Source organism: Micromonospora sp. MA102, assembly GCF_025460765.1.
GTDB classification, from domain to species: Bacteria; Actinomycetota; Actinomycetes; order Mycobacteriales; family Micromonosporaceae; genus Micromonospora; species Micromonospora halotolerans.
This window is the reverse complement of record NZ_JAMWEG010000009.1, coordinates 137031-160851: the sequence shown is the minus strand read 5'-3', so window position 1 is coordinate 160851 and position 23821 is coordinate 137031. Positions and strand designations below refer to the sequence as shown.

Here is a 23821-nt window from a genome sequence, read left to right as displayed (position 1 = left end):
CTCCTCTCAGCGGGCCGTGGCCGTGTACGGCAGGAGCGCCATCTCGCGGGCGTTCTTGACCGCACGGGCGATCTGCCGCTGCTGCTGCGAGGTGACGCCGGTCACCCGCCGAGCGCGGATCTTGCCGCGGTCGGAGATGAACTTGCGCAGCAGCGCGGTGTCCTTGTAGTCGATGTAGGTGATCCCGTCCTTGTCGAGCGGGTTCACCTTCTTCTTCGGCTTGCGAAGTGCCGCAGCCTTGGCCATTGCTCTTGCTCCTGGTTTGCGATCGCGGGCGCTCGGCGCCATTAGAACGGGGGCTCCTCGTCGAAGTTGCCGCCGCCCGAACCACCGCGCGAGGGAGCCGGTGCAGCCGAAGCCCAGGGGTCGTCGAAGTTGCCTCCGCCGCCACCCTGGCCACCACCACCACCACCACCACCGAAGCCGCCGCCACCGCCGCCCGAACGGGACATCTTCTGCACCTTCGCCGTGGCGTAGCGCAGCGACGGGCCGATCTCGTCGACCTCCAGTTCGATGACGGTGCGCTTCTCACCCTCACGCGTCTCGTACGACCGCTGACGCAGCCGGCCGGACACGATCACCCGGGCGCCGCGCTGCAGCGACTCGGCGACGTGCTCCGCCGCCTGCCGCCACACCGTGCAGGCCAGGAAGAGCGGCTCGCCGTCCTTCCATTCGTTGGTGGTCTTGTCCATGAACCGGGGCGTCGAAGCGACCCGGAACTTGGCGACCGCCGCACCCGACGGGGTGAACCGCAACTCGGGGTCATCGGTCAGGTTGCCGATGACCGTGATGGTGGTGTCTCCTGCCATGACCATCTCCTCGCGCACTCATCAGATCCCGCCGTACAGGCTCTCAGAGCCGTACGACAGAGCCGATGAGGCTGATCCGGGCGAACCGGGGTTGAATGCTTAGCGCATCTCCGGCCGGATGACCTTGGTGCGCAGCACCGACTCGTTGAGTCGGAGCTGACGGTCCAGCTCAGCCACGGCCTCCGGCGACGCCTGGAGGTCGATGACGGCGTAGATGCCCTCGGCCTTCTTGTTGATCTCGTACGCGAGGCGCCGGCGGCCCCACACGTCGGTCTTCTCCACCGAGCCACCCGCGGTCCGGATCACGTTCAGGTACGTGTCGAGCGACGGGGCGACGGTGCGCTCCTCGAGGCTGGGGTCGAGGATCACCATTACTTCGTAATGACGCAAGACGTGCTCACCTCCTGTGGGCTAAGCGGCCACGGTCCTTCCGTGGCAGGAGGTCGTGCGTCGTTGCCGCGACCGGTGCCGGGGGAACCCGGCCGGACGCGGACAACCGGACCAGAATACCCGGTCCCGACGATCATGCCCGGGCCGGTCGTCCATCGGGTCCGGGCGCGGCGACAGGGGCCCACCTTCGGCGTCGCGTGCCGGAAGGTGGGCCCCTGTCCACAGGGCCGCGGGGCGTCCCGTCCGCATTCCTTGGGTGGGACCTGGGGAGGAACGACCACACCGATGAGGTTGGATCGAGGACGCCCCGCGGAGCTTTATCGTGTTGTTACCTGGTCTGACCATACAACGGCTCTCGTCACCTCTTGGGGGAAATGGAGGAATTCGCCGGACTGGTTCGGTGGCCAGTCTTCGGGTCTGACGAGCCGGGATCCCGCCCCGTCGTGCCGGGCCGCACGGCGGGGCGTCCCGTTACCGGGGGCCTCCGCTTCGCCGTACGCGCTGTGGACCCGCGTCCGGCCGGAGCGTCGACCATCGATCCCACCTCGGACAACGACCACCGGGCCCGCTGGTGACGCGATCCGTACCACGGAACCCCCGCGCGCGGGAGCCCCGCGCGTCGGGGGCGCGACGTAGGCTGCCCTGCATGCGAATCGGAGCCCACGTCGATCCGACCGACCCGCTGGCCGAGGCGGCCGCCCGGGACGCCGAGGCGGTGCAGTTCTTCCTCGCCGACCCTCAGGGCTGGAAGGCCCCGAAGCCGCGCGAGGACGCCGAGCGCCTGCGGGCCGCCGACGTCGACCTCTACGTGCACGCGCCGTACGTCATCAACGTGGCCACGCTGAACAACCGGATCCGCATCCCCAGCCGCAAGCTGCTGCTCGGCCACGCTGCCGCCGCGGCGGCGGTCGGCGCCAAGGGGCTCATCGTGCACGGCGGCCACGTCAACGCCGGCGACGACCTCGCCGTCGGCTTCGACAACTGGCGGAAGACCTTCGCGTACGCGGCGGACTCGGGCGGCTTCCCGCTCCCGATCCTCATCGAGAACACCGCCGGCGGCGACAACGCCTGCGCCCGGCACCTGGACGCGCTGGCCCGGCTCTGGGACGCGCTCGGCGACTACGAGGTGGGTTTCTGCCTCGACACCTGCCACGCGCACGCCGGGGGCGAGGAGCTGCTGGGGCTGGTCGACCGGGTGAAGGCGATCACCGGCCGGATCGACCTGATCCACGCGAACAACTCCAAGGGCACGTTCAACTCCGGCCAGGACCGGCACGACAACCTCACCGGCGGCACCATCGACCCGGAGCTGGTGGTCGCGGTGATCCGGGCGGCGGGCGCGCCGGTGATCGTGGAGACACCGGGCGGCGTCGAGGGTCAGGCGGCCGACATCGCATTCCTGCGCGGGCAGCTGGGCGCGACGGCATGACCACCGAGCAGTCCGACGCGACCTCGACCGGGCCGGGGGACGAGCCGGCGCCGACCACCGAGGCGGGCCGGAACGGTGACCGCGCCGAGGGTGCTGCCGCGGCGGAGACCGCCGCGACCGCCACCGCCGGCAGCACCGGCACGGCCAACGAGGCCGGCGGGGACACCGCCGAGGTGGCCGGAACGGGGAAGGCCGGGACCGGCGAGAGCGGGCCCGACCGCGGGGCCGAAGCCGACGGCGGGACCGGGTCGGACACGGCGGCGACGGGCGGCACGGCCGAGCCGGGCACCGCGGGGAAGGACGACAAGACCGGGGGCGACGGCAAGGACGGGGACAAGCCGGCCGATCCCTGGACGGCGTTCGGTCCCGCGCCGGACCCGGTGCTCAGCCGGCCCCGCCGGGTGGTCCGCGCGGTCGGCCGATCAGTGGTGCACGAGTGGACCCTGGCCGCCGTCGCCTCGCTGGCGCTGGCCGTGCTGATGACCTGGCCCACGTTGCGCTACCCGCGCTACACGCTGCCGCAGGACTACTGGGACCCGAGCCTCCAGTCCTGGCAACTGGCCTGGTCCGGCCACATCCTGCTGACCGACCCGGCGCAGCTGTGGAACTCGAACACGTTCTTCCCCGAGCCGTGGAGCTTCGCCTTCTCCGACACCCTGCTCGGGTACGCCCCGGCCGGCATGATCGGGGCTGGCCCCGAGGACGCCCTGCTGCGTTACAACATCATGTTCGTGCTGGCGCACGCCCTCGCCGCGTTCGGGGCGTACGCGCTGGCGCGGCAGCTCGGCGCGGGCCGGATCGGCGGCGCGGTGGCCGGGGCGAGCTACGCGTACGCCCCGTGGCTGCTGGCCCAGGCCGGGCACCTGCACGTCATCTCCAACGGCGGCATCCCGCTCGCGCTGGCCATGCTCGCCCGCGGTCACGGCTGGTCGCTGCGGCACGGCTACCGCCCGCGCCGCCGGCACGCCGGTTGGGCCTTCGCGGGCTGGCTGGCGGCCGCCTGGCAGCTCAGCCTCGGCTTCGGCATCGGGCTGCCGTTCGCGTACCTGCTGGCCGGCATCGTGCTGGTCTCGGCGGTCGTCTGGTTCGCGCGGCGGCGTCGCGGGAAGCGCCCGTTCGGCTGGCGGCTGTTCCTGGCCGACCTGCTCGGCGGGCTGGTCTTCGCCGCGGTGGGCGCGCTGCTGGCCGTGCCGTACTTCACGGTCGCCGAGCAGCACCCGAACGCGGCCCGGACGCTGGGCGAGATCCAGCTCTACTCGCCGCCGGCCAGCGGGTTCTTCACCGCCCCGGCGGAGTCGCGGGTCTGGGGTGAGCTGCACGAGGGTGCCCGGGCCGTGCTGCCCTGGCATCCGGAGATGACGTTGCTGCCCGGCTTCGCCCTCTACGCGTTGGCCGCCGGCGGGCTCTTCTTCTCGGTCTGGCGGGTCCGCCACCGGATCTTCCTGCTGGCCGGGGTGCTGGTGACGATGGCGCTGGCCATGGGCACCCGGTTCCTCGACGGCCGGTTCACCTACGTGCCGCTCTTCGAGCACCTGCCGGGCTGGAACGGGTTGCGTACCCCGGGCCGGATGATGCTCTGGACGACGCTTCTGCTCGGCCTGCTCGCGGCCGGCGCGGTCACCGCGTTCTGCGCCCGCGTACGCGAGCTCGCCGCCGAGCGGGTCCCGCCGTGGCCGGGCCCGTGGCTGCGACTGGCCACCCTCGTGCCGCTGCTGCTGGTCGTGCTGGAGGGGTTGAACGTGACGCCGCATCCGGTGGTGCCGCAGCAGCCGGCGGTGATGCGGACGGTGGACGGGCCGATGCTGGTGCTGCCCAGCAGCCAGAACCTGGACCAGCCGGTGATGCTCTGGTCGACCGACCGGTTCCAGCGGATGGTCAACGGCGGCAGCGGCTTCACCCCGAACTCGCAGGCCCAGGTCCGCGACGCCACGGTCAGCTTCCCCGACTTCGGCAGCGTCGACTACCTGCGGAAGCTGGGCGTGAAGAACGTGGTGGTGCTCCGCGACCGGCTCGGCGGCACCCCGTGGGAGGGGATGCTCGACCGGCCGGTCGACGGGCTGGGCGTGACCCGGGAAGAGGTCGGCGACGCGGTGGTCTACCGCCTCTGACCGGTGCCACCGGTCAGGCGGTGACCGCCTCGGCGGGGCGGTCGGCGGCGGTGCCGTGCCGCCAGCGCTGGTACCAGGGCGCGTCCTGGGTGCCGTCGAGCACCCCGCCGTCCGGGTCGTCCGCGTAGGTGTCCCGCACCGCGTCCCGCTCGGGACGCAGGATGTCCCGGATCACGAACCCGCAGAGCACCGCGACGGTGATCAGGCGCAGGCTGGCGGCCAGCACGAAGACGCCCTCGGGGAAGACCGGCCGGGTGGTGGCCGCCCCCAGCAGCTCGCCGTAGAAGGCGGCGAAGTAGCAGACCTCCGCGAACTGCCAGGCCAGGAAGGCGCCCCAGCGGGGGCGGGCGAGCACCGCGAGCGGCAGAAGCCAGAGCACGAACTGCTGGGACCAGACCTTGCTGAAGATCAGGAAGGCGGCGACCACCAGGAAGGCCAGCTGGGCGAGCCGCGGGCGACGCGGTGCGAGCAGCGCCAGCGCGGTGACGCCGAGGCAGGCCAGCCCGAAGAGCAGGTACGACAGCCAGTTGAGGGTGGAGATGTGCACGTTCAGCCATTCGAAGGGCCCGAGGTCGCCGGGCGCGGAGGGGCTGATCCTGCCGTCCAGGTAGCGGCCGATGTACCAGAGCGTGCCCCAGTCGATCGGCCGGGTGGTGTTCAAATCGAAGAAGCGTTCCCAGTTCTCCCGGTAGGGGATCGCCACCGGCAGGTTGACCGCGATCAGGGCCACCGCGCCGGTGGCGGTGGCGGTGAGCGCGGCCCGCAGGCGCCCGGCGCGCAGCGCGAGCACGAGGATCGGGCCGAACAGGAAGAGCGGCCACATCTTCGCCGCCCCGGCCAGGCCGAGCAGCACGCCGGCGGTCGCGGGGTGGCGGCGCGCCCAGGCCAGCAGCCCGAACGCGGCGAGCCCGACGGCGAGCAGATCCCAGTTGACGGTGGCGGTGAGCACCAGGGCCGGTGAGAGCGCGAAGAGGGCCGCGTCCCATGGTCGTCGGCGGCGCAGGCTGAGGATGACCGCCACGGTGGCGACGGCGAGCGCGCTGAGCACCAGCGCGTTGAGGTTGTAGAACCACTGCCCCTGGTTGATGCCGGGCCGGTCGACGCCGAGGGCGTGCACCGGCAGCCCGATCGCGCCCATGAAGTAGCCGGTCAGCACCGGGTACTCCACCGGGTGGTCGGCGTAGGGGACCTTGCCCTCGTTGAGCCCTTCGGCGTAGTAGAGGGCCAGCACGTCGGTGTAGCACATCCGGGTGTACTGGACGTTGTTCTGCCAGGCGCCGTCCTGGCAGGGGGACTTCTGCACCCAGTGCAGGGCCAGCGTCAGGCACACCAGGGCCAGCACGATCCGGGCCGCGGTCCAGAACCGGCCCTCCCGGCCGGGGGGCCGGTCCAGGGCGACGGCGTGGTCACCGAGCGGGCCGCCGATCAGCTCGGCGGCGCCGCGGACGAAGCCGTCCGAGCGGGACGGGTGGTCCACGACGGCGCCGGGTCGCGGTGCGGCCTCGGACGCGCCGGACCGGAGGTGCCGTTCGGAGCCGTTCTCGTCGATGCCTGCCGTCGACTGGGTGCTCATGGAGAGGCATCCTGCCGTACGCCGGGCCCCGCCGTCCCGCCGCGCGCGCACAAATTCCGCCACGCGAAACGCCGACGGCGGCCGGACCAGGTGGTCCGGCCGCCGTCATGAGGCCGTGGGCGTCAGTACGTCTGGCGGGTGGGTGGTGTGCTCGGTAGCAGTCCACCGCCGCGGCCGCCGGTGTCGCCCGGTCCCGGCGGGACGCCCGGCCCGGTGTTGCCGCCACCGCCGTTGTTACCGCCACCGTTGTTGCCGCCGGGGCAGAACAGGCCCAGCGGGTCACAGCCCGGCCCCGGCTGACCGGGCAGCGGCACCTCCGGCGGCGGCTGCTCGCCGTTGCCGGTGTCGTCCTTGCCGACGTGCGCGGCCGGCGGGAAGTCCAGCTTTTCCTTGCCCTTCAGCGCGTCGTTCATGAAGCGCTGGAAGATGGCGCCGGGCATCCTCGCACCGCTGATCTTGTTGCCGTCGTTGTCCTCGATCGCCTTGCGGTCGCCCTTGTTTCCGACCCAGACGGCGGTGGCGAGCTGCGGCGTGTAGCCGATCATCCAGGCATCACCGTTATCGGTGGTCTTCTCGTTGAGTTCCCAGGTACCGGTCTTCTCAGCGACCTTCCGACCGTCGTCGAGCGGACGGTGGGACGACTTGGCCGGGTACTGCTCCAGCACCGAGGTGACGTCGGCGACGATGTCTTTCGGGATGCGCTGCTGCGACTTCAGCTTGGGGGATCCGACGAGGTCCCACTTGCCGGTGTTCGGGTTCTGCTTCTCCACCTTCTTGATGAAGTGCGCCTTGTTGTAGACGCCCTGGTTGGCGAAGGTGGCGACGCCGTTGGCGTGGTCGAGGACCGTGATCGGGTACTGGCCGTAGCCGATCACGTGGAAGAACGGCGCGGGTGCCAGGTCCTTCGGGTCCGCCTTGGTGAGGTCGTACGCCTTGGCCGGATTGGTGTCGGTGCGCCACATGGTGGTGACGCCGGCCTGCTTGGCCATGTCGAGCACCTTGTCCGGGCCGATCTGCTCGGTGATGTAGTAGAACGGCACGTTCAGCGACTTCAGCGTCGACAGCTCAAGGGTGCAGGAGTCGCCGCAGGAGACCTTGTCGGCACCGGCGTTGCTGACCTTGAACTTCGTGTCCTTCGGGGTGAACGCCGAGCCCTTCCACCGCGACTTGATCGAGATGCCGGCCTTCAGCGCGGCCGCCAGGGTGTAGATCTTGAAGCTTGAGCCCGGTGAGTGGCCGCCGCTGACGACGCCGTTGTCGTAGTTCTTGCCGGCGTAGTCGGTGCCGGTGCCGTTGTCACCGCCGTAGTAGGCGCGCACCTCGCCGTTGCTCGGGTCGATCGACACCACGGCGGCCATCAAATTCGGCGGCTGCTTGTAGAGCTCGGAGCCCTTCTTGGCCCGCTGGGCCGCCTCGAGCGCCGCCGTCTGGATCTTGGTGTCGATCGTGGTGGTGACCCGGTAGCCGCCGCGGCTCAGCGCCTTCGAGCAGAGCGGCTTCTTCTCGGTCACCTCGGCCTCGTTGTCGGTGCAGAGGTTCATCTCGCGCATCTCCTGCGAGACATAGTTGACGACGTTGCCGTACGGGGTGTCGATGCCGAAGCCGCCGCCGTTGTTCTTGGAGGGCTTCTGCAGCGTCTTGGTCGGGTATTCGGTGGGGTGCGGCGGCATGTTGGGGGCGTCGAGCCACTTCTCGGTGATCATGCCGTTGATGACATAGTTCCACCGGTCCAGCGCGGCTTCCTGGTTGATCGCGGGGTCGTAGCCCTTGTGCGTGGCGCTCGGCTCGGGCTGCTTGATGAGCGCGGCGAGCACGGCCGCCTCCGCCACGGTCAGCTTGGAGACGTCCTTCTTGAAGTACGTCTGCGACGCCGCCTGGATGCCGTACGCGCCGCGGCCGAAGTAGATCACGTTCAGGTAGTGCTGCATGATCTCGCGCTTGTCGTACTTGTCGTTCAGCTTGGAGGCGAGGATCGCCTCCTTCACCTTGCGGCCGTACGTGTCCTGGTTCAGGTTGTCGAAGGCGTTGCGCGCGTACTGCTGCGTGATCGTCGAGGCACCCTGCTTGTCGCCGCCGCTGATGTTGTTCCAGGCGGCCCGGGCGATGCCCTTGTAGTCCACACCCGAGTGCCGGTAGAAGTTCCGGTCCTCCGCCGCGGCGACGGCGTGCTGCACCCACTCCGGGATCTGGTCGATGGTGACCAGCTGCCGGTTCTGGTCACCCACCTTGGCGATGGTCGTCTTGCCGGTGCGGTCGTAGATGGTGGTCGACAGCGGCGGGATGGTGTCCTCGGGCAGCAGCACCTTCTGCGAGTACCAGGTGAAGCCGACAACGCCCATGCCGGCGAGCATGATGAAGACGGCGAACCCGGCGATCATCATGTTGATCCGCCGGCGCTTCTTCGCCCGGGCCCGCGACGCCGGGTCGTCACCGCGACCGCCGCGACCACCGCGACCGGGGCCGGTCGGGCCGCCCGGCCCACCGGGACCGCCACCGGCCATGCCGGGCACCCCGGCGCGGGCCACCGCGGCCCGGCCACCCACTGGCGCCGAACCGACGCTCGCCCGCCCGCCCGTGCCGACGCTCGCCGCGCCGACCGAGGCGCGCCCGGCGGGGCCGGCCGGGGACACCGGCACGGAGGCCCGCCCGGAGCCGGCCCGCCCCGACGCACCGCCGGGCGCCGGCGAGACCGGCACCGAGGCCCGTCCCGCACCGGCTCGGCCCACGGAGGCCGAGCCCGCGGCGCCACGGGCTGCCGGGGCCGCGCCGCCGACCGGAGCCCGTCCACCGGACGCGGAGCCGCGCGGCGTCACGGAGGCCCGGGCCGAGGCAGCGCCGTCGGACCCGGAGGACCAGCCGTTCCCGTGCGGGCTCCCGGGAGAACCGGGCTCGCCGTTCGGGCCCGGGATCTGGGCCCGCCCACGCGAAGAACTGGGATCGCCGTAGTTCATTCCTCACACCCTGCCGGTCGCGGTGGGGCGCGGGCGCGCCGCCACCGGGTTGCCGTGAGATGGAACACGAGACGCTACACCCCGGGCGCGCCCGGGCGCAGGCGTCAAATCCGACCTATTCGGATCAATCAGACCTAGCGGCTGTCGGTCGTCCCGCCCTGGGGTCGGGCCGGGATCGAGCGGGACAGCCAGGTTCACCGTTGCGCCTCTCGCCTTCGCCGAGGGGTGGAGCCGGTCGCGGTCTCCTGCTCCACCGTGTCATCCGTGCCGCCGGCCAGCCCGTCCCGGCCGAGCAGGAACTGCTCGACGAGATGGTTCCAGTCGCAGCCGGGGCACACCTCCACCACGAACACCTGGAACTCACGCAGCGTCATGGCCAGCACCGGCAACTCCGCCCGGGTGCGCGCCTGGCCGGCCGACTGCTTGAGTTCGTCGCCGTAAATGTAGTGGACGTGGATGAGGTTCTCACTGCGGCAGATCGGGCAGCGCTCGTCGGTGGGCTCGCCGTGGAAGCGGGCGGCGTTCTTCAGGTACGGCGAGGCGTCGCACACGTCGTACGTGCCGATCCGCCCGGTGAGGAGTTCGCGCAGCACCGCTCGCTTCTGGAGCGAGTAGTCGACGACCTGGCGCTGCGTACGCATGCGGGAAAGGGTACGCGGTCCGGCGGGGTGAGGCGACCATCGTCACGATCCGTGACGACAGAACCTCGGAATCGGGGGTTTGCCCTGATCATGCGTCTCCGCTAACGTGCGATGTATCGGTTCGATACATCGCGGCGGTTACCGCTCCGCGCCGGGGGTAAGAAGGGATGGCCCGTGCTCGAGTTCGCCATCCTGGGTCTCCTGCAGGAGGCTCCGATGCACGGCTACGAGCTGCGCAAGGAGTTGACCGCCAAACTCGGCGCGATCCGGGCGGCGATCAGCTACGGCTCGCTCTACCCGACCCTGCGCCGGCTGCAGGCGGCGGGATGGATCACCGAAGCCGCCGAGACACCCGCGACCGCCGAGGAGGTTCCCGCGCTGACCAGCCGACGCGGTCGGGTGGTCTACACCATTACCGCCGAGGGCAAGGAACGCTTCGCCCAGCTCATAGCGCAGGCTGGACCCGAGACGTACGACGACACGGGCTTCGGCGTGCACTTCGCGTTCTTCGCCCGGACCGACCAGGCCACCCGGCTCCGGATCCTGGAAGGTCGTCGTCGAAAGATCGAGGAGCGTCGCGAAGGCCTTCGTGACGTGCTCGGCCGGGCGGCCGAGCGGCTCGACGCGTACACCCTGGAACTGCAACGCCACGGGCTCGACGCCTGTGAGCGCGAGGTCCGCTGGCTGGAGGAGCTCATCGCCAACGAGCGCTCCGGCCGGGCCCCGACGGTCCCCCAACCCGGGACGGCCGGCGGCCGAGGAGAAAACGACAGCCCGCCCCCGCCTGGAGAGTCCAGGACGAAGCGGCCGTGATGAAAGAAGAAGGAGGCAGACGTTATGGGCTCCGTCCGCGTCGCCATCGTCGGTGTGGGTAACTGCGCCTCGTCCCTCGTGCAGGGCGTGGAGTACTACCGGAACGCCGACCCGAACGACCGCGTCCCGGGTCTCATGCACGTCACCTTCGGCGACTACCACGTCTCCGACGTGAAGTTCGTCGCGGCGTTCGACGTGGACGCCAAGAAGGTGGGCATGGACCTCGCCGAGGCCATCGTGGCCAGCGAAAACAACACCATCAAGCTGTGCGACGTGCCGCCGACCGGCGTCACCGTGCAGCGCGGCCCGACCTTTGACGGTCTCGGCCAGTACTACCGCGAGATCATCGAGGAATCGGACGCCGAGCCGGTCGACGTGGTCCAGGCGCTGCGCGACGCGCAGGTCGACGTGGTCGTGTCCTACCTGCCGGTGGGCTCCGAGCAGGCCGACAAGTTCTACGCCCAGGCCGCCATCGACGCGGGCTGCGCGTTCGTGAACGCCCTGCCGGTCTTCATCGCCTCCGACCCCGAGTGGGCGAAGAAGTTCGAGGACGCGGGCCTGCCGATCGTCGGTGACGACATCAAGAGCCAGGTGGGCGCCACTATCGTCCACCGCGCCCTGGCGAAGCTCTTCGAGGACCGCGGTGTCGAGCTGCTGCGCACGTACCAGCTCAACTTCGGCGGCAACATGGACTTCATGAACATGCTGGAGCGCAACCGCCTGGTCTCGAAGAAGATCTCGAAGACCCAGTCGGTGACCTCCCAGATCCCGCACGAGATGCAGAAGAGCGACGTGCACATCGGCCCGTCCGACCACGTGCCGTGGCTGGACGACCGCAAGTGGGCGTACATCCGCCTGGAGGGTCGCTCCTTCGGTGACACCCCGCTGAACGCCGAGCTCAAGCTCGAGGTGTGGGACTCGCCGAACTCGGCCGGTGTCATCATCGACGCCGTCCGGGCCGCGAAGATCGCGCTGGACCGGAAGATCGGTGGCCCGATCCTCTCCGCCTCCTCGTACTTCATGAAGTCCCCGCCGAAGCAGTACGCCGACCACGACGCGCACGCCGCCGTCGAGGCGTTCATCGCCGGCGAGGTCGAGCGCTGACGCGCTGAGCACTCCGAAGGAAGGCCGGGTCCGCGTGGACCCGGCCTTCCTTGTTCGGGTACGTCAGGACCAGGCGCGCCGCAGCGCCACCGCCGCTTCGAGTTCCAGCAGGGTCACCTTGCGCGGCAGCCCGCCGCCGAAGCCCACCAGCTTGCCGCCCGCCCCGACGATCCGGTGGCACGGCACGAGCACCGGGACCGGGTTGCGGTTGCAGGCCACCCCGACCGCCCGCGCGGCGCCCGGATCCCCGACCGCCTTCGCCACCTCGCCGTAGGTCTTCGTCTCCCCGTACGGGATGAGGGTCATCTCCCGCCACACCGCGCGCTCGAACTCCGAGCCACGCGGCGCCACCACCGGCACGGTGAACCCGGTCAGCTCACCGGCGAAGTACGACCGCAGCTCGGCCACCGCCCGCCGGGCGACCTCGTCGCCGGGTTCGTCGGTCGCCGACGCCACCCGGCCGAAGTGCGCCCCGCGCACGGCCTCCCCGTCGGTGCCGACGGAGAACTCCCCGATCGGCGAGTCGAGCACGGTCCAACGCATGTCACCCATTGTCCCGCGCCATGAGGCAAAGTTCCTCCCGCCCCGGGCGTCTGAGCTACGGAGGTGGGCGGTGGCAGAGGTCGACGGGGAGTTCACCGCGTTCGTGAACGAACGGGGAGCGGCCCTGCTGCGCGTCGCGTACGCGCTGGCCGGGAACCAGCACGCGGCGGAGGACCTGCTCCAGAACGCGCTGGCCAAGGCGTACGCCCGGTGGCCGCGCATCCGCGGCGACGCCGAACCGTACGTGAAACGGATCCTCTACCACGACCAGGTCTCCGGTTGGCGGCGCCGGGCGCGGCGCCCGGAGGTGCCGCTCGCGGAGCTGCCGGAACGGGCGGCGGCCGGCGAGGACAGCGACCTGCGGCTGCTGCTGCGGGACGCGCTGCGGGCACTGCCGCCCCGGCAACGGGCCGTGCTGACGCTGCGCTACCTGGAGGACCTGAGCGTCGAACAGACCGCCGCGCTGCTCGGTTGCCGGGCCGGCACGGTGGCCAGCCAGAGCGCCAAGGCGCTGGCCAGACTCCGGCACCTGGTGCCCGGGCTGGAGGAACGGACCGGTCGAGCGGAGGTGACCCGATGAGCACGTCGCTGGACGAGACCCTCCGGGCGGCCGTGCGTGAACTCGCGGACGACGCCGGCCCCGCCCCGGACCTGGCCGCCCGGGCGCTCGGCCGCGGTCGCCGGCTGCGCCGCCGGCGGCGGGTGGCCGCGGCCGGGGCCGCGCTGGTCGCGGTCGTCGCGATGACCCTGCCCTTCGTGCTGTTCCGGCCCCGGCCCACTCCGCCCCCGACGACGCCACCGGTCACCGCCACCCCGTCGCCCGCGATGCGACCCACCCCCGGCGCGGACTGGGCCGGCAAGCCACTGGTGCTGCCCGGCGACTGGGTGGTGACCCGGGCGCAGGCCACCGGCGGCTCCGGTGCCGGAGTCCTGCTCGACCGGAAACGGGGTCGCTACTTCAGCACGGACCGCTACGACGGCATCTTCCCGGCGCCCAGCGGATCGCTCGTGGCCGTCCGCGACAACGACCGGCCCCGGGAGATCGGCCTGTTCGACCTGGTCAGCGGTAAGACCCGTTGGTACGAGGTGGGCCGGGCGCTGTCCGCGCCGCGCTGGTCACCGGACGGCCGCCGCCTGCTCTTCACCACGACCCAGCTCGACCACGAGGGCTTCATCGTGCTGGAGACGGACGGCACGAAGCACACGCACCGGTTGGATCGGCGGACATACTTCTGCACCGACTACTGCGACTTGACCTGGACACGAGACGCCCGGGAGGTCGTGCTGCCGCAAACGGGTGGGGGCGTCCACAACGAGGCTGTCCGGGACAAGCGGCGGGGCGTACAGCTCTTCTCCGCGGACGACGGCCGGCCCACCAGGCTGCTCCCCGTGCCCGGCGATCCGGCCGGGCCGTCGGCCTGGTCACCCGACGGGACGCTCGTGGTCGTCCAGGGCCAGCAGGAACCGCTTCTGGTCGAGACGGCGACCGGCCGGGTGGTGAACCCGCTGCCCACCGCCGACGTCGTCTGGGTCACCGGCGACCGCCTGCTCTACCGGCTGCCGTACGGGTCGCGGGACTTCGTGCTCGCTGACACGTCAGGCCGGGCACTGGTCCGTCAGCCACTGCCGAAGCAGCTGGTCGATCTTGAGGTGACTGTCGCTCCACGCTGACCGTTCAGCGGTCGTTGATGTTGCGCGGCATCGATACCGTGCAGGTCGTGGCCACGGGGACGCTCATCTTCCTGATCATCGGCGGGATCGGGGTCGGGGTGCTGACGCTCGCCCTGCTCGGGTCGGGCGTGCTGCACCTGGGTCATCCGGACATCGACGGTCCGGTGTCGCTGGAGGCGGTCGCCGGGTTCACCGGGGCGTTCGGCTTCGGCGCCGCGATCGTCAACGAGCTGCTCGGTGGGCGTACCCCCGGAATGATCGCGGCGGCGGTGGGCGGCGGCGCGCTCGCCGCCGTGCCCACCGGCTGGCTGGCGGCCCGGCTCAGCCGCGCGGCCCGCAACATGCGCACGGACGCCACGCCGACGCGGGACGACCTGGCCGGCGCGATCGGCCTCGTGGTGACCCCGATCCCCGCCGGCGGCTACGGCGAGGTCCGGGTACGCCTCGCCGGCCAGCCGGTCAAACTCAACGCCCGCGCCGACCATCCGATCCCGGTCGGCGCCCGGATCTTCGTGGTCGAAGCGCTCAGCGAGACCAGCGTGCACGTCGAGACCTACTGAACCCCCAGCACAGACGGGAACTCCCATGCCCCTGCTCGTCGCCATCGGCGGCGCGGTCCTCCTCGCCGTCGTCCTCGTCTTCTTCGTGCTCTCCCGGATCAAGGTGGCCGGCCCCAACGAGGCGTTCATCGTCACCGGCCGCAAGGGCCGGACCACCCAGACCGCCGACGGCGGACGCTCCACCGACATGTCCGGCCAGAAGGTCGTGCTCGGCGCGTCGGTCTTCGTGCTGCCCGTGGTGCAGAAGCTCCAGTCGCTCGACCTGTCCAGCCGGCGGATCGACGTCGGCATCAAGGGCGCGGTCAGCAAGCAGGGCATCCGCGCCGACCTGCACGGCGTGGCGATCGTCAAGGTCGGCGGCACCGAGGACGCCATCCGCGCGGCCGCCCAGCGCTTCCTGCACCAGCAGGACGAGATCGAGGACTTCACCCGGGAGGTGCTGGCCGGCGCCCTGCGCTCGATCGTCGGCCGGCTCACCGTCGAAGAGGTCATCCGGGACCGGGCCGCCTTCGCCAGCGCGGTCGCCGAGGAGGCCGAGCACTCGATGACCAACCAGGGCCTGGTGCTGGACACCTTCCAGCTCCAGGACATCCTGGCCGAGGGGTCCTACCTGGCCGACCTGGGCCGGCCGGAGGCCGCCCGGGTGCTCAAGGACGCGGCCATCGCCGAGGCACGGGCCCGGCAGCAGGCCGAGCAGGAGCGGCTGCTCGCCGAGGAGGCGATCGCCGAGGCCAACCGGAACCTGTCGCTCAAGCAGGCCGCCATCCAGGCCGAGATCGACGCGGCCAAGGCGAGGTCCGCGGCGGCCGGCCCGCTCGCCCAGGCCGAGCGGGACCAGGCGATCCTCTCCGAGCAGCAGAAGGTGGCCGAGCGCAACGCCGAGCTGAAGCAGCGCCAGCTCGACACCGAGGTGCGCAAGCCGGCCGACGCGGCCCGCTACAAGGTCGAGCAGGAGGCCGAGGCGTCCCGCAACGCGGCGGTGCTCAACGCGGACGCGCAGCGGCAGGCCACCATCGCCGCCGCCCAGGCCGCCGCCGAGCAGGCCCGGCTCACCGGTGAGGGCGAGCGGGCCCGGCGGGCCGCGCTGGCCGAGGCGAACGCGATCGAGGGCGCCAAGGAGGGTGAGGCGGAGCAGCGCCGCCGTTCCGCGATCGCCGAGGCGGTCGAGCGCGAGGGTCAGGCCGAGGCCGCGGCCATCCTGGCCAGGGGCCAGGCGGAGGCCGACGCGATGGCCCGCAAGGCCGAGGCGTTCGCCGCGTACGGCGAGGCCGCGGTGCTGGACCTGCTGGTGAAGGTGCTGCCGCAGGTGGTCGAGGCGGCCAGCGCCCCGATCGGCGCGATCGACAAGATGACCGTCATCTCCACCGACGGCGCGTCATCGCTGACCAAGTCGGTCGCCGGCAACGTGGCGCAGGGCCTCCAGCTCGGCAGCGACCTCACCGGCATCGACCTGGCCGGCCTGCTCGCCAAGCTGGGCAGCGCGCACACGAACGGCAAGAACACCGTGGACGGCACCACCGTCACCCCGTGACACGACGGCGCCCGCCGGTTCCCCTGCTGGGGTTCCGGCGGGCGCCGTCATGTGAACGGTCAGATGACCGCGACGACGAACTTCTCGCCGATGCCGAGACCCAGGGTCGCGGTGTTGTCCCAGTCGATGGTGCGGCTGGAGATGAGCTCGCTGGCGCCGGTGCTGCCGGCGGTGACCGCCTGCCCGTCGACGTCCGCCCGCAGGTAGATCGAGCCGTCCGGGTTGTAGTCGAGGAAGTCGAACGTCTCCCACGCGCCGATCGCGTCGGCCCGGGCGATCAGCGGCTTCGCCCCCGCGCTCTCCGCGACGACGAACTTGTTGTTGGCCAGCGACCGGATGCCGACGTAGCCGTCGCCGGCGCTGACGATCTCGAACTTCTCCCAGGCCCCGACGCTGGCGGACCGGGCGATCAGCGGCTTCGCCCCCGCGCTCTCCGCGGTCACGAACTTGCCGTTCGCCAGCGACTTGATGCCGACGACCGGGGCGGGCGCGTCGAAATCGAACTTCTCGGCCGTGCCGATGGTGGTCTTGCTGGCGATCAGCGGGGAGGTGGTGCTCGGTGCGGTGACGTACCTGCCGTTGATGGTCGCCTTCAGGCTGATCGTGCCGTCGGTGTTGTCGACGATCTGGAAGGTCTCCCAGGCGCCGATCGAGGCGGACCGGGCGATCAGCGGCTTCGCCCCCGCGCTCTCCGCGGTCACGAACTTGCTGTTGGCCCGCGCCCGCAGCCCGACGAGCCCGCTGCCGGCGTCGACCACGTCGTACTTCTCCCACGCCCCGATGCTGGTGCCCCGCGCGATCAGCGGCTTGGTGCCGCCGCTCTCCGCGGTCACGTAGCGGCCGTTGACCCGGGCCTTCAAGCCGTACGAGGTCCGGGCCGTCGGGACCGTGCCGACGTGCAGGAGCCGGTCGATGGAGCCCATGGTGTCGTGCACCGCGCCGCCCACGCCGGTGGTGACGACGGAGTCCCGCACCTGCTGCGGGGTCCAGGTCGGGTGCGCCTCCAGCAGCAGCGCGGCGGCGCCCGCCACGTGGGGGGAGGCCATCGAGGTGCCGTTCATCGCCACCGAGCCGTCGGTGGTGCCCATCTTCGCGGAGACGATGCCGGTGCCCGGCGCGAAGGTGTCCAGGCAGCGGCCGTAGTTGGAGAACCAGGCCCGGAAGTCCACCTGGTCGGTGGCGCCGACCGTGATGGCCGCCGGCACGTTCGCCGGCGAGACGCCGCAGGCGTCCTCCCAGCTGTTGCCGGCCGCGACGGCGTACGTGATGCCGGAGGCGATGGAGCGGGTGACCGCGTCGTTGACGGCCTGGTCGGTGGCGGTGAAGCCGAGGCTCATGTTGGCCACGGCCGGCTTGGCGGCGTGCGCGGTGACCCAGTCGATGCCGGCGATCACCTGCTCGCTGTCGCCGCTGCCCTCGCAGTCGAGCACCCGCACGGCGACGAGGTTGACGTCCTTGGCCACGCCGTACTTCGTGCCGCCGATGGTGCCGGCCACGTGCGTGCCGTGGCCGTCGCAGTCCTGGGCCACGTCGTCCTGCTCGATGGCGTCGTAGCCGTAACTGGCCCGACCGCCGAAGTCCTGGTGGTCGATGTCGATGCCGGTGTCGATGACGTACGCGGTCACGCCGGCCCCGGTCGCCGGGTAGGTGTAGACGCCGTTGGCCTTCGCGGTGGTCTGGTCGATCCGGTCCAGACCCCAGGACGGCGTGCCGCTCTGGCTGCCGGTGGCCGACCAGCGCTGCACCTGCTGGACGTACGCGACGTCCGGGTCCGCGGCGAGGCGCTCGGCCTGCCGGCGGTCCATGCTGGCGGAGTATCCGTGCAGGGCCTTGCCGAACACCCGGCGGACGGTGCCGCCGTGCTCGCCGGCGAGGGCCGACGCGGCGGACCGCACCTTCGCGGCACTGGCCTTGCCGTCCTTCAGGACGACGATGTAGCGGCCGGGGACCGCCTCGGCCGCGTCGGCACCCCGGACCGGGGCCCGCTTCGGGCCGGCCGGATCGGCGAGCGCGGGGCCGCTCGTGGCGGCGCACATGATGGAGGTTGCCGAGGTGAGGGCGAGCCCCACGAGGGCAGAGCGGCGCAGCGCGCCGTGGCTTCTCACTGAGAGTTCTCCCGGTGTCCAACGACCGTCCGGACCGGACGGGCGGATGCGATCAGAACCGCCTCACCCCTGGGAGCGGGAGGCCGGTGATGACCGACATCATGCGGGAGACATCGACCCTCGCGCGTCAACCGTTCGGTCGACACGCCGGCGTATCGTCGTCAGCCGGACGGCGGCGTCAGTCGAGAACGCCCTGTTCGCGGGCCCAGCGCAGCAGCTCGGCCTCGGCCTCGGCCCGCTCCAGCGGGCCGCGTTCCAGCCGCAGCTCCTTGAGGTACTGCCAGGCACGCCCGACGACCGGCCCCGGCGGCACCCCGAGCAACTCCATGATCGCGTTGCCGTCGAGATCGGGCCGGACCCGGGCCAGGTCCTCCTCGGCGGCGATCCGGGCGATCCGCTCCTCCAGCGCGTCGTAGTCGGCGGCGAGCTGGGCCGCCTTGCGCCGGTTGCGGGTGGTGCAGTCGGAGCGGGTCAGCTTGTGCAGGCGGGACAGCAGGTCACCGGCGTCGGTGACGTACCGCCGGACCGCCGAGTCGGTCCACTCGCCCCGGCCGTACCCGTAGAAGCGCAGGTGCAGGCCGACCAGCTTGACCACCTGGGAGGTGACGTCCTTGGGGTACCGCAGCGCCTTCATCCGGGCCTTGGTCAGCCGGGCGCCGACCACCTCGTGATGGTGGAAGCTGACCCGGCCGTCCGAGCCGACCGACTTGGTCCCCGGCTTGCCGACGTCGTGCATGAGCGCGGCCATCCGCAGCACGAAGTCGCAGCCGTTCTCCTCCATCGACATGGCGTTGGCGACCACGGTCAGCGTGTGCTCGTACACGTCCTTGTGCTGGGCGTGCTCGTCGATCTCCAGCTTCAGCCCGGTCAGCTCCGGCAGGAAACGCTCGGCCAGCCCGGTGTCGACCAGCAGCCGCAGGCCGGTGATCGGGTCGGCGCCGCAGAGCAGCTTGGTGAACTCGTCCCGGATCCGCTCGGCGGTGATCCGGTCCAGGTCGGCGGCCATCCGGGTCATCGCCGCGCGGACGTCCGGGTGGACCGTGAAGCGCAGCTGGGCGGCGAACCGGGCCGCGCGCAGCATCCGCAGCGGGTCGTCCCGGAACGACTCCTGCGGCGTGCCGGGCGTACGGATGATCTTCGCGGCCAGGTCGGCCAGCCCGCCGTACGGGTCGGTGAACCGGTGGTCGGGAACGCTGACCGCCATGGCGTTGACGGTGAAGTCCCGGCGCTTGAGGTCGTCGACGAGGTTGGTCCCGTACTCGACGACGGGGTTCCGGCTGACCTGGTCGTACGCCTCCGCGCGGAAGGTGGTGATCTCCAGCCGGAGCCCGTCGCGCTGGCAGCCGATGGTGCCGAACTCCCGCCCGGTCTCCCAGATCGACTCGGCCCAGCCCCGGATGACCCGGATGGTCTCGTCCGGGTGGGCGTCGGTGCAGAAGTCCAGGTCGTCACCGAGGCGACCGAGCAGGGCGTCGCGGACCGAACCGCCCACCAGGTGCAGCTCGTGACCGGCCTGGGCGAAACGTCGGCCCAGCTCGTCGGCGACCGGCGAGACGCGGAGCAGTTCGGCGACGGCGTTGCGCTGCGCGGCGGTCAGATCGCGGCGGTCGGCGGCGTGGGAGGCGGAGACTTCGGACATGGGATCGCCAGCCTATCGGTCGCGGACCGCATCTCCTGCGCCGGGCGCGGGTAACGGGCCGGGGTTGACTAAGGTCTCGGTTGGGCGGGACCGGCGAGGCCCGGCTCTGACGTACCCCTTGGAGGCTGGTAGATGAGCGGCAGGCTCTACCGCAGCGCGAACGCGCACGGCGACGGCCTGCCGCCGGACGACGGCGCCACCTTCATCTCGGCGGAGCCGCTGAACCAGCCGGGGGTCGAGGCCACCGCGCCGCCCCAGGAGGTGGTGGCGGAGACCAGCGCCGCGGCGAACAGCGCGGTGATGGCGGTCGGCAGCCTGGTCAGCCGGGGCACCGGCTTCGTCCGCAACCTGATGGTCGGGGCGGCCCTGGGCAACCTCGTGGGCAACGTCTTCACCACCGCCCAGTTCCTGCCGAACCAGGTCTACGAGTTCCTGCTCGGCGGCGTGCTCACCAGCGTGCTGATCCCGGTGCTCGTCCGCCGCCGCAAGACCGACCCGGACCGGGGCGAGGCGTACGCCCAGCGGCTGCTGACCCTGGCGGTGTTCGCCCTGGCCGCCGCCGCGCTGATCGCCATGGCCGGCGCGCCGGTACTCACCGCGCTCTACGCCAGCGGCAAGGACGCGAACTACACGGGCCTGGTCACCAACCTGTCCTACCTCATGCTGCCGATGCTGTTCTTCACCGGCCTGAGCGCGCTGATCGCCGCGGTGTTGAACACCCGGGGGCACTTCGCCGCCCCGATGTGGGCGCCGATCCTCAACAACCTGGTGGTGATCGGCGCTTTCGGCCTCTACATCCTGATCTACGGCGCGGAGGCGATCCGGCCCGAGGACATGGGCTGGGGGCAGATCCTGCTCGTCGGCGGCGGTGCCCTGCTCGGCGTGGCGGTCCAGGCGGCCGGCCTGCTGCCGGCCCTGCGCAAGGTCGGCTTCCGGTGGAAGCTGCGCTTCGACTTCCGGGAGCTGGGGTTGCGCGAGCTGGCCCAGCTCGGCGCGTGGATGTTCTGCTACGTCGCGGTCAACCAGCTCGGCCTCTTCGTGGTGGTCAACCTGCTCACCCGGGCGGCCGGCCAGGACAGCGCCGGTCTGCTGATCTACAACAACGTCTTCCTGTTGCTGATGATGGCGCACGGCATCATCGCCGTCTCGATCATCACGGCGCTGATGCCCCGGATGAGCGGGGCCGCCGCCGACGGACGGTTCCACGACGTCACCGCCGACCTGTCCCGGGGAACCCGGATGGTCACCGCGGTGCTCGCTCCCGTCGCGGTCTGCTACGCGGTGCTGGCCGGCCCCATCTCGGTGGTGGTCTTCCGGTACGGCGCCTTCACCGGCGACAACGCCGTGGCCACCTCGACCGTGCTGCTGGTGGCGGCGATCGGCCTGGTGCCGTTCTCGATCAGCCAGCTCTTCACCTTCGCCTTCTACGCGCTGCCGGACACCCGCACCCCGGCCCTGGTCAACATCCCGGTGGTCGCCCTGCGGGTGCTCCTCCAGGTAGGCCTCTACCTGGCCTTCTCGGCCACCTTCGCGGCGGCCGGCATGATGCTCGGCAACGCGATCTCGTACGTGGCGGCGGCGGTCGTCTCGGCGCTGCTGCTGCGGCCCCGGGTGGGCCGGATCGGCCTGGGCGGGATCATGCGGACCATGGGCCGGGTGGTGCTCGCCGCGTTGGGCGCCGCGCTGGTCGGCCTGCTCGTGGTGAAGGTGCTCCCCGGCGACCCGGCGCACCTGAGCTGGCTCGCCGCCGCGGCCCAGCTGGTGATCGGCGGCGCGGTGATCGGCGTGACGTACCTCGGGCTGGCCATGGTGCTGCGCATCGGCGAGATCACCGAGGTGGTCGGTATGGTCCGCCGCCGGCTCGGGCGATGACCTCGACCAGCGCCGATGACGGACGGTGAACGACGATCACCAGCCTGGGGATACGGCTGTGGATAACTCAGGGTTCCCCCGCCCAATGGGCCTCTCGGCCTGTGGACAACCAACCGTACGGCTGAGGGTGACCGGCCGGAGCAGGGGAAATCCAGCCGCGTCACGGAGGCCGCCACACCGGTGCGCCCCTGCGCCGACTACTTGCCGTCAACATCTAGATTGGGCGTGCGTGTCCCAGCGACGTGGCCCGACCGGGCCGTTACCCGGCCGATCCCCACGGTCACTGGCGTCCCACCGAGTCCGGCGGGAAGATGACATGTCGGAGAACCGGGCATCCCGGGTAAGGTCACTCTCGACGGGCACGGCGGGTGCCGACGCGGGCGTCGACACCGGTCTGCCGGTTCCAGCCAAGGCAGAGCGGGAAGCCACATGCCCAGCAGCACGGGTCCATCGATCGACACGATCACCGAGGGAGGACGGGTGACCCAGGTCGGCGAGGGTCAGGAGGCGGAGGAGACCTCTCCGCCGGTCGTGACCTTCGGTGCTCCCGCGGTCGGTGAGGTCCTGGCCGAGCGGTATGAGCTGGTCGAGCACATCAACAACGACAGCGCGGGCCGGCTGGTCTGGCGCGGGGTCGACGTCGTGCTGCGCCGTCCGGTCGCGGTGGTCCTCCGCTACCCGGGTGGCGATTCCGCCACCGAGATGCTCCAGGCGGCCGTCGCCGCCAGCCGCGTGATCCACCCCAACCTGGTCGGCGTCTACGACGCGATCGACGAGGCCGACCGGGCCTACGTGGTCCGCGAATGGGTGGACGGGCAGTCGCTGCGCGAGCTGGTGACCGCCGACGGTCCGCTGGACCCGGCCCGGGCCACGGCAATCGGCAGCGCAGTCGCCAGCGCCCTCGCCGCCGTGCACGCCACCGGCATGGTGCACGGCAACGTCCACCCCGGCACCGCGATGATCAGCGACGACGGCCGCGTGGTGCTGGCCGACGCGCGCACCGACGGGGCCGACAGCCAGGAGAACGACCTGCGGGCGGTCGGCGGGGTGCTCTATTTCGCCCTGACCGGCCACTGGCCGCACGGCGAGGCCCCGCTGCACGGCGCCACCGCCGGCCACGGCCGGGCCGCCCTTCCCGACGCCGTCCGGGACGCCGGCGGCGCCATCGCCGCGCCCCGCCAGGTGCGCGCCGGGGTGCCGGCGTACCTCGACGACCTCACCATGGACCTGCTCGACCCGGAGATCGCCCCGCCCTCGTCCGACGTCCTGTCGGCCGAGCTGAACCGGCTGGACATCCCCGCCGACGAGCACTTCCTGGAGCAGGCCGGTCCGCTGCGCTTCACGGCCGACACCGAGGACGAGCCCTCGCCGCTGGCCGCGGCCGGCGGCCGGAAGGTCGCCCTGGGCATCGCCGCGCTGCTGGCGGTGGCCCTGGTCGGGCTGCTCATCGGCATCAGCGCCCTCGGCGACGACAAGGACCACGGCAAGGAGCCGGTGGCCCAGCCGTCCAGCAGCGCGCCCGCCGCCGGCGGCACCAGCGTGCCGGCGGCCCCGGTCCGCAAGCTCAACATCCAGGACGTCCGGATCATCGACCCGGACAGCCGGGACCGCGCCGAGGTGCGCGACGCCGAGAAGGTCATCGACGGCGACCCGAACGAGGGCTGGGAGACCCAGAGCTACCGGAACAACGGCAAGTTCGGCGGCCTGAAGGACGGCATGGGGATCTGGATCGATCTCGGCGCCCCGCACACGGTCAAGGCGATCCAGGCCACCCTGTCGTCCACCGGCGCCTCGGCCGAGCTGCGCGCCGGCAAGAACGAGTTTCCGTCCAGCTCCAAGGGCGACAAGGATCTCGTCGCCGCCTACACGGAGCGCATTGGGCAGCCGTTCGAGGACCACGACGGCACCACGATGGTCTTCGACGGGTTCAACCCGGAGGAGAAGTACCAGTACCTCCTCTTCTGGATCACCGAGCTGCCGGAGAAGGACGGCGGCGGCGGCTGGAAGCTCGGCGTCCAGGAAATCACGGTCCAGGGCTCGTGAGCCGTACGCCGCACCCGGTGCACCACCTCCGCCGGACGT

General features: G+C 71.5%; 19 protein-coding genes. 10 read left to right on the top strand and 9 right to left on the bottom strand.

Going from position 1 to position 23821, the window contains the following annotated elements; translation table 11 throughout:
• Positions 1 to 6: 6 nt before the first annotated feature.
• The 3 genes from rpsR to rpsF all read right to left on the bottom strand — a co-directional run bounded on the left by rpsR (position 7) and on the right by rpsF (position 1199).
• Complete coding sequence (rpsR, locus tag NFX44_RS19770) at positions 7 to 246, bottom strand: 30S ribosomal protein S18 (protein ID WP_007073789.1); 240 nt, start codon at positions 244 to 246, stop codon at positions 7 to 9.
• Between the two features lie 41 nt (positions 247 to 287).
• Positions 288 to 827, bottom strand: coding sequence for a single-stranded DNA-binding protein (locus tag NFX44_RS19765; protein ID WP_262285032.1), 540 nt, complete (start codon positions 825 to 827; stop codon positions 288 to 290).
• An 81-nt stretch (positions 828 to 908) separates the two neighbouring features.
• A complete protein-coding gene (gene rpsF / locus NFX44_RS19760) occupies positions 909 to 1199 on the bottom strand; it encodes a 30S ribosomal protein S6 (protein ID WP_046563719.1) in 291 nt (96 codons plus the stop codon).
• A 646-nt stretch (positions 1200 to 1845) separates the two neighbouring features.
• On the opposite strand from rpsF, the gene NFX44_RS19755 reads away from it, so the two are divergent.
• Both NFX44_RS19755 and NFX44_RS19750 read left to right on the top strand, forming a co-directional pair.
• Positions 1846 to 2628 carry a deoxyribonuclease IV gene (locus tag NFX44_RS19755; RefSeq protein ID WP_262285031.1) on the top strand — a complete coding sequence of 261 codons (783 nt, stop codon included), beginning with the start codon at positions 1846 to 1848 and terminating at the stop codon, positions 2626 to 2628.
• Positions 2625 to 4736 (top strand): hypothetical protein, encoded by a 2112-nt coding sequence (locus NFX44_RS19750; protein ID WP_262285030.1) that lies wholly within the window; start codon positions 2625 to 2627, stop codon positions 4734 to 4736. The genes NFX44_RS19755 and NFX44_RS19750 overlap by 4 nt, the downstream gene beginning before the upstream one ends.
• Positions 4737 to 4749: 13 nt before the next feature.
• On the opposite strand, the gene NFX44_RS19745 is transcribed toward NFX44_RS19750, so the two are convergent.
• The 3 genes from NFX44_RS19745 to NFX44_RS19735 form a co-directional block, all read right to left on the bottom strand.
• Positions 4750 to 6309, bottom strand: coding sequence for a glycosyltransferase family 87 protein (locus tag NFX44_RS19745; RefSeq protein WP_262285029.1), 1560 nt, complete (start codon positions 6307 to 6309; stop codon positions 4750 to 4752).
• Between the two features lie 122 nt (positions 6310 to 6431).
• Positions 6432 to 9260: a transglycosylase domain-containing protein gene (locus tag NFX44_RS19740; RefSeq protein WP_262285028.1), complete on the bottom strand. Its 2829-nt coding sequence runs from the start codon at positions 9258 to 9260 to the stop codon at positions 6432 to 6434.
• Positions 9261 to 9454: 194 nt separating this feature from the next.
• Positions 9455 to 9901, bottom strand: a complete 447-nt coding sequence (locus tag NFX44_RS19735; protein ID WP_262285027.1) for a DUF5318 domain-containing protein — start codon at positions 9899 to 9901, stop codon at positions 9455 to 9457.
• 174 nt (positions 9902 to 10075) lie between these two features.
• Here NFX44_RS19735 and NFX44_RS19730 point away from each other — a divergent pair, with 174 nt between their 5' ends.
• Complete coding sequence (locus NFX44_RS19730) at positions 10076 to 10714, top strand: PadR family transcriptional regulator (RefSeq protein WP_262285026.1); 639 nt, start codon at positions 10076 to 10078, stop codon at positions 10712 to 10714.
• 24 nt (positions 10715 to 10738) lie between these two features.
• Complete coding sequence (locus NFX44_RS19725; protein ID WP_091264990.1) at positions 10739 to 11818, top strand: inositol-3-phosphate synthase; 1080 nt, start codon at positions 10739 to 10741, stop codon at positions 11816 to 11818.
• A 63-nt stretch (positions 11819 to 11881) separates the two neighbouring features.
• Here the strand turns inward: NFX44_RS19725 and NFX44_RS19720 are convergent, their stop codons facing one another.
• On the bottom strand, positions 11882 to 12361 hold the full coding sequence (locus tag NFX44_RS19720) for a methylated-DNA--[protein]-cysteine S-methyltransferase (RefSeq protein WP_262285025.1): 480 nt from the start codon (positions 12359 to 12361) through the stop codon (positions 11882 to 11884).
• Between the two features lie 70 nt (positions 12362 to 12431).
• Between NFX44_RS19720 and NFX44_RS19715 the strand changes: the two genes are divergently transcribed.
• From NFX44_RS19715 to NFX44_RS19700, 4 genes are read left to right on the top strand one after another with little or no spacing between them, the layout of a single operon-like run.
• Positions 12432 to 12941, top strand: a complete 510-nt coding sequence (locus tag NFX44_RS19715) for a SigE family RNA polymerase sigma factor (protein ID WP_262285024.1) — start codon at positions 12432 to 12434, stop codon at positions 12939 to 12941.
• Complete coding sequence (locus tag NFX44_RS19710; RefSeq protein ID WP_262285023.1) at positions 12938 to 14032, top strand: hypothetical protein; 1095 nt, start codon at positions 12938 to 12940, stop codon at positions 14030 to 14032. The genes NFX44_RS19715 and NFX44_RS19710 overlap by 4 nt, the downstream gene beginning before the upstream one ends.
• 17 nt (positions 14033 to 14049) lie before the next feature.
• Entirely contained in the window at positions 14050 to 14592 is a 543-nt protein-coding gene (locus tag NFX44_RS19705) for a hypothetical protein (protein WP_262285022.1), read from the top strand.
• A 25-nt stretch (positions 14593 to 14617) separates the two neighbouring features.
• Positions 14618 to 16123, top strand: coding sequence for a flotillin family protein (locus tag NFX44_RS19700; RefSeq protein ID WP_262285021.1), 1506 nt, complete (start codon positions 14618 to 14620; stop codon positions 16121 to 16123).
• 59 nt (positions 16124 to 16182) lie between these two features.
• Here NFX44_RS19700 and NFX44_RS19695 read toward each other — a convergent pair whose 3' ends face one another.
• Together NFX44_RS19695 and NFX44_RS19690 are read right to left on the bottom strand one after the other, a co-directional pair.
• On the bottom strand, positions 16183 to 18228 hold the full coding sequence (locus NFX44_RS19695; RefSeq protein ID WP_262285020.1) for a S8 family serine peptidase: 2046 nt from the start codon (positions 18226 to 18228) through the stop codon (positions 16183 to 16185).
• A 178-nt stretch (positions 18229 to 18406) separates the two neighbouring features.
• Positions 18407 to 19867, bottom strand: coding sequence for a CCA tRNA nucleotidyltransferase (locus NFX44_RS19690; protein WP_262285019.1), 1461 nt, complete (start codon positions 19865 to 19867; stop codon positions 18407 to 18409).
• A 132-nt stretch (positions 19868 to 19999) separates the two neighbouring features.
• Here NFX44_RS19690 and murJ point away from each other — a divergent pair, with 132 nt between their 5' ends.
• Both murJ and NFX44_RS19680 read left to right on the top strand, forming a co-directional pair.
• A complete protein-coding gene (murJ, locus tag NFX44_RS19685; protein ID WP_262285018.1) occupies positions 20000 to 21739 on the top strand; it encodes a murein biosynthesis integral membrane protein MurJ in 1740 nt (579 codons plus the stop codon).
• A gap of 429 nt (positions 21740 to 22168) precedes the next feature.
• Positions 22169 to 23782, top strand: a complete 1614-nt coding sequence (locus tag NFX44_RS19680; RefSeq protein WP_262285017.1) for a protein kinase family protein — start codon at positions 22169 to 22171, stop codon at positions 23780 to 23782.
• Positions 23783 to 23821: the final 39 nt, after the last annotated feature.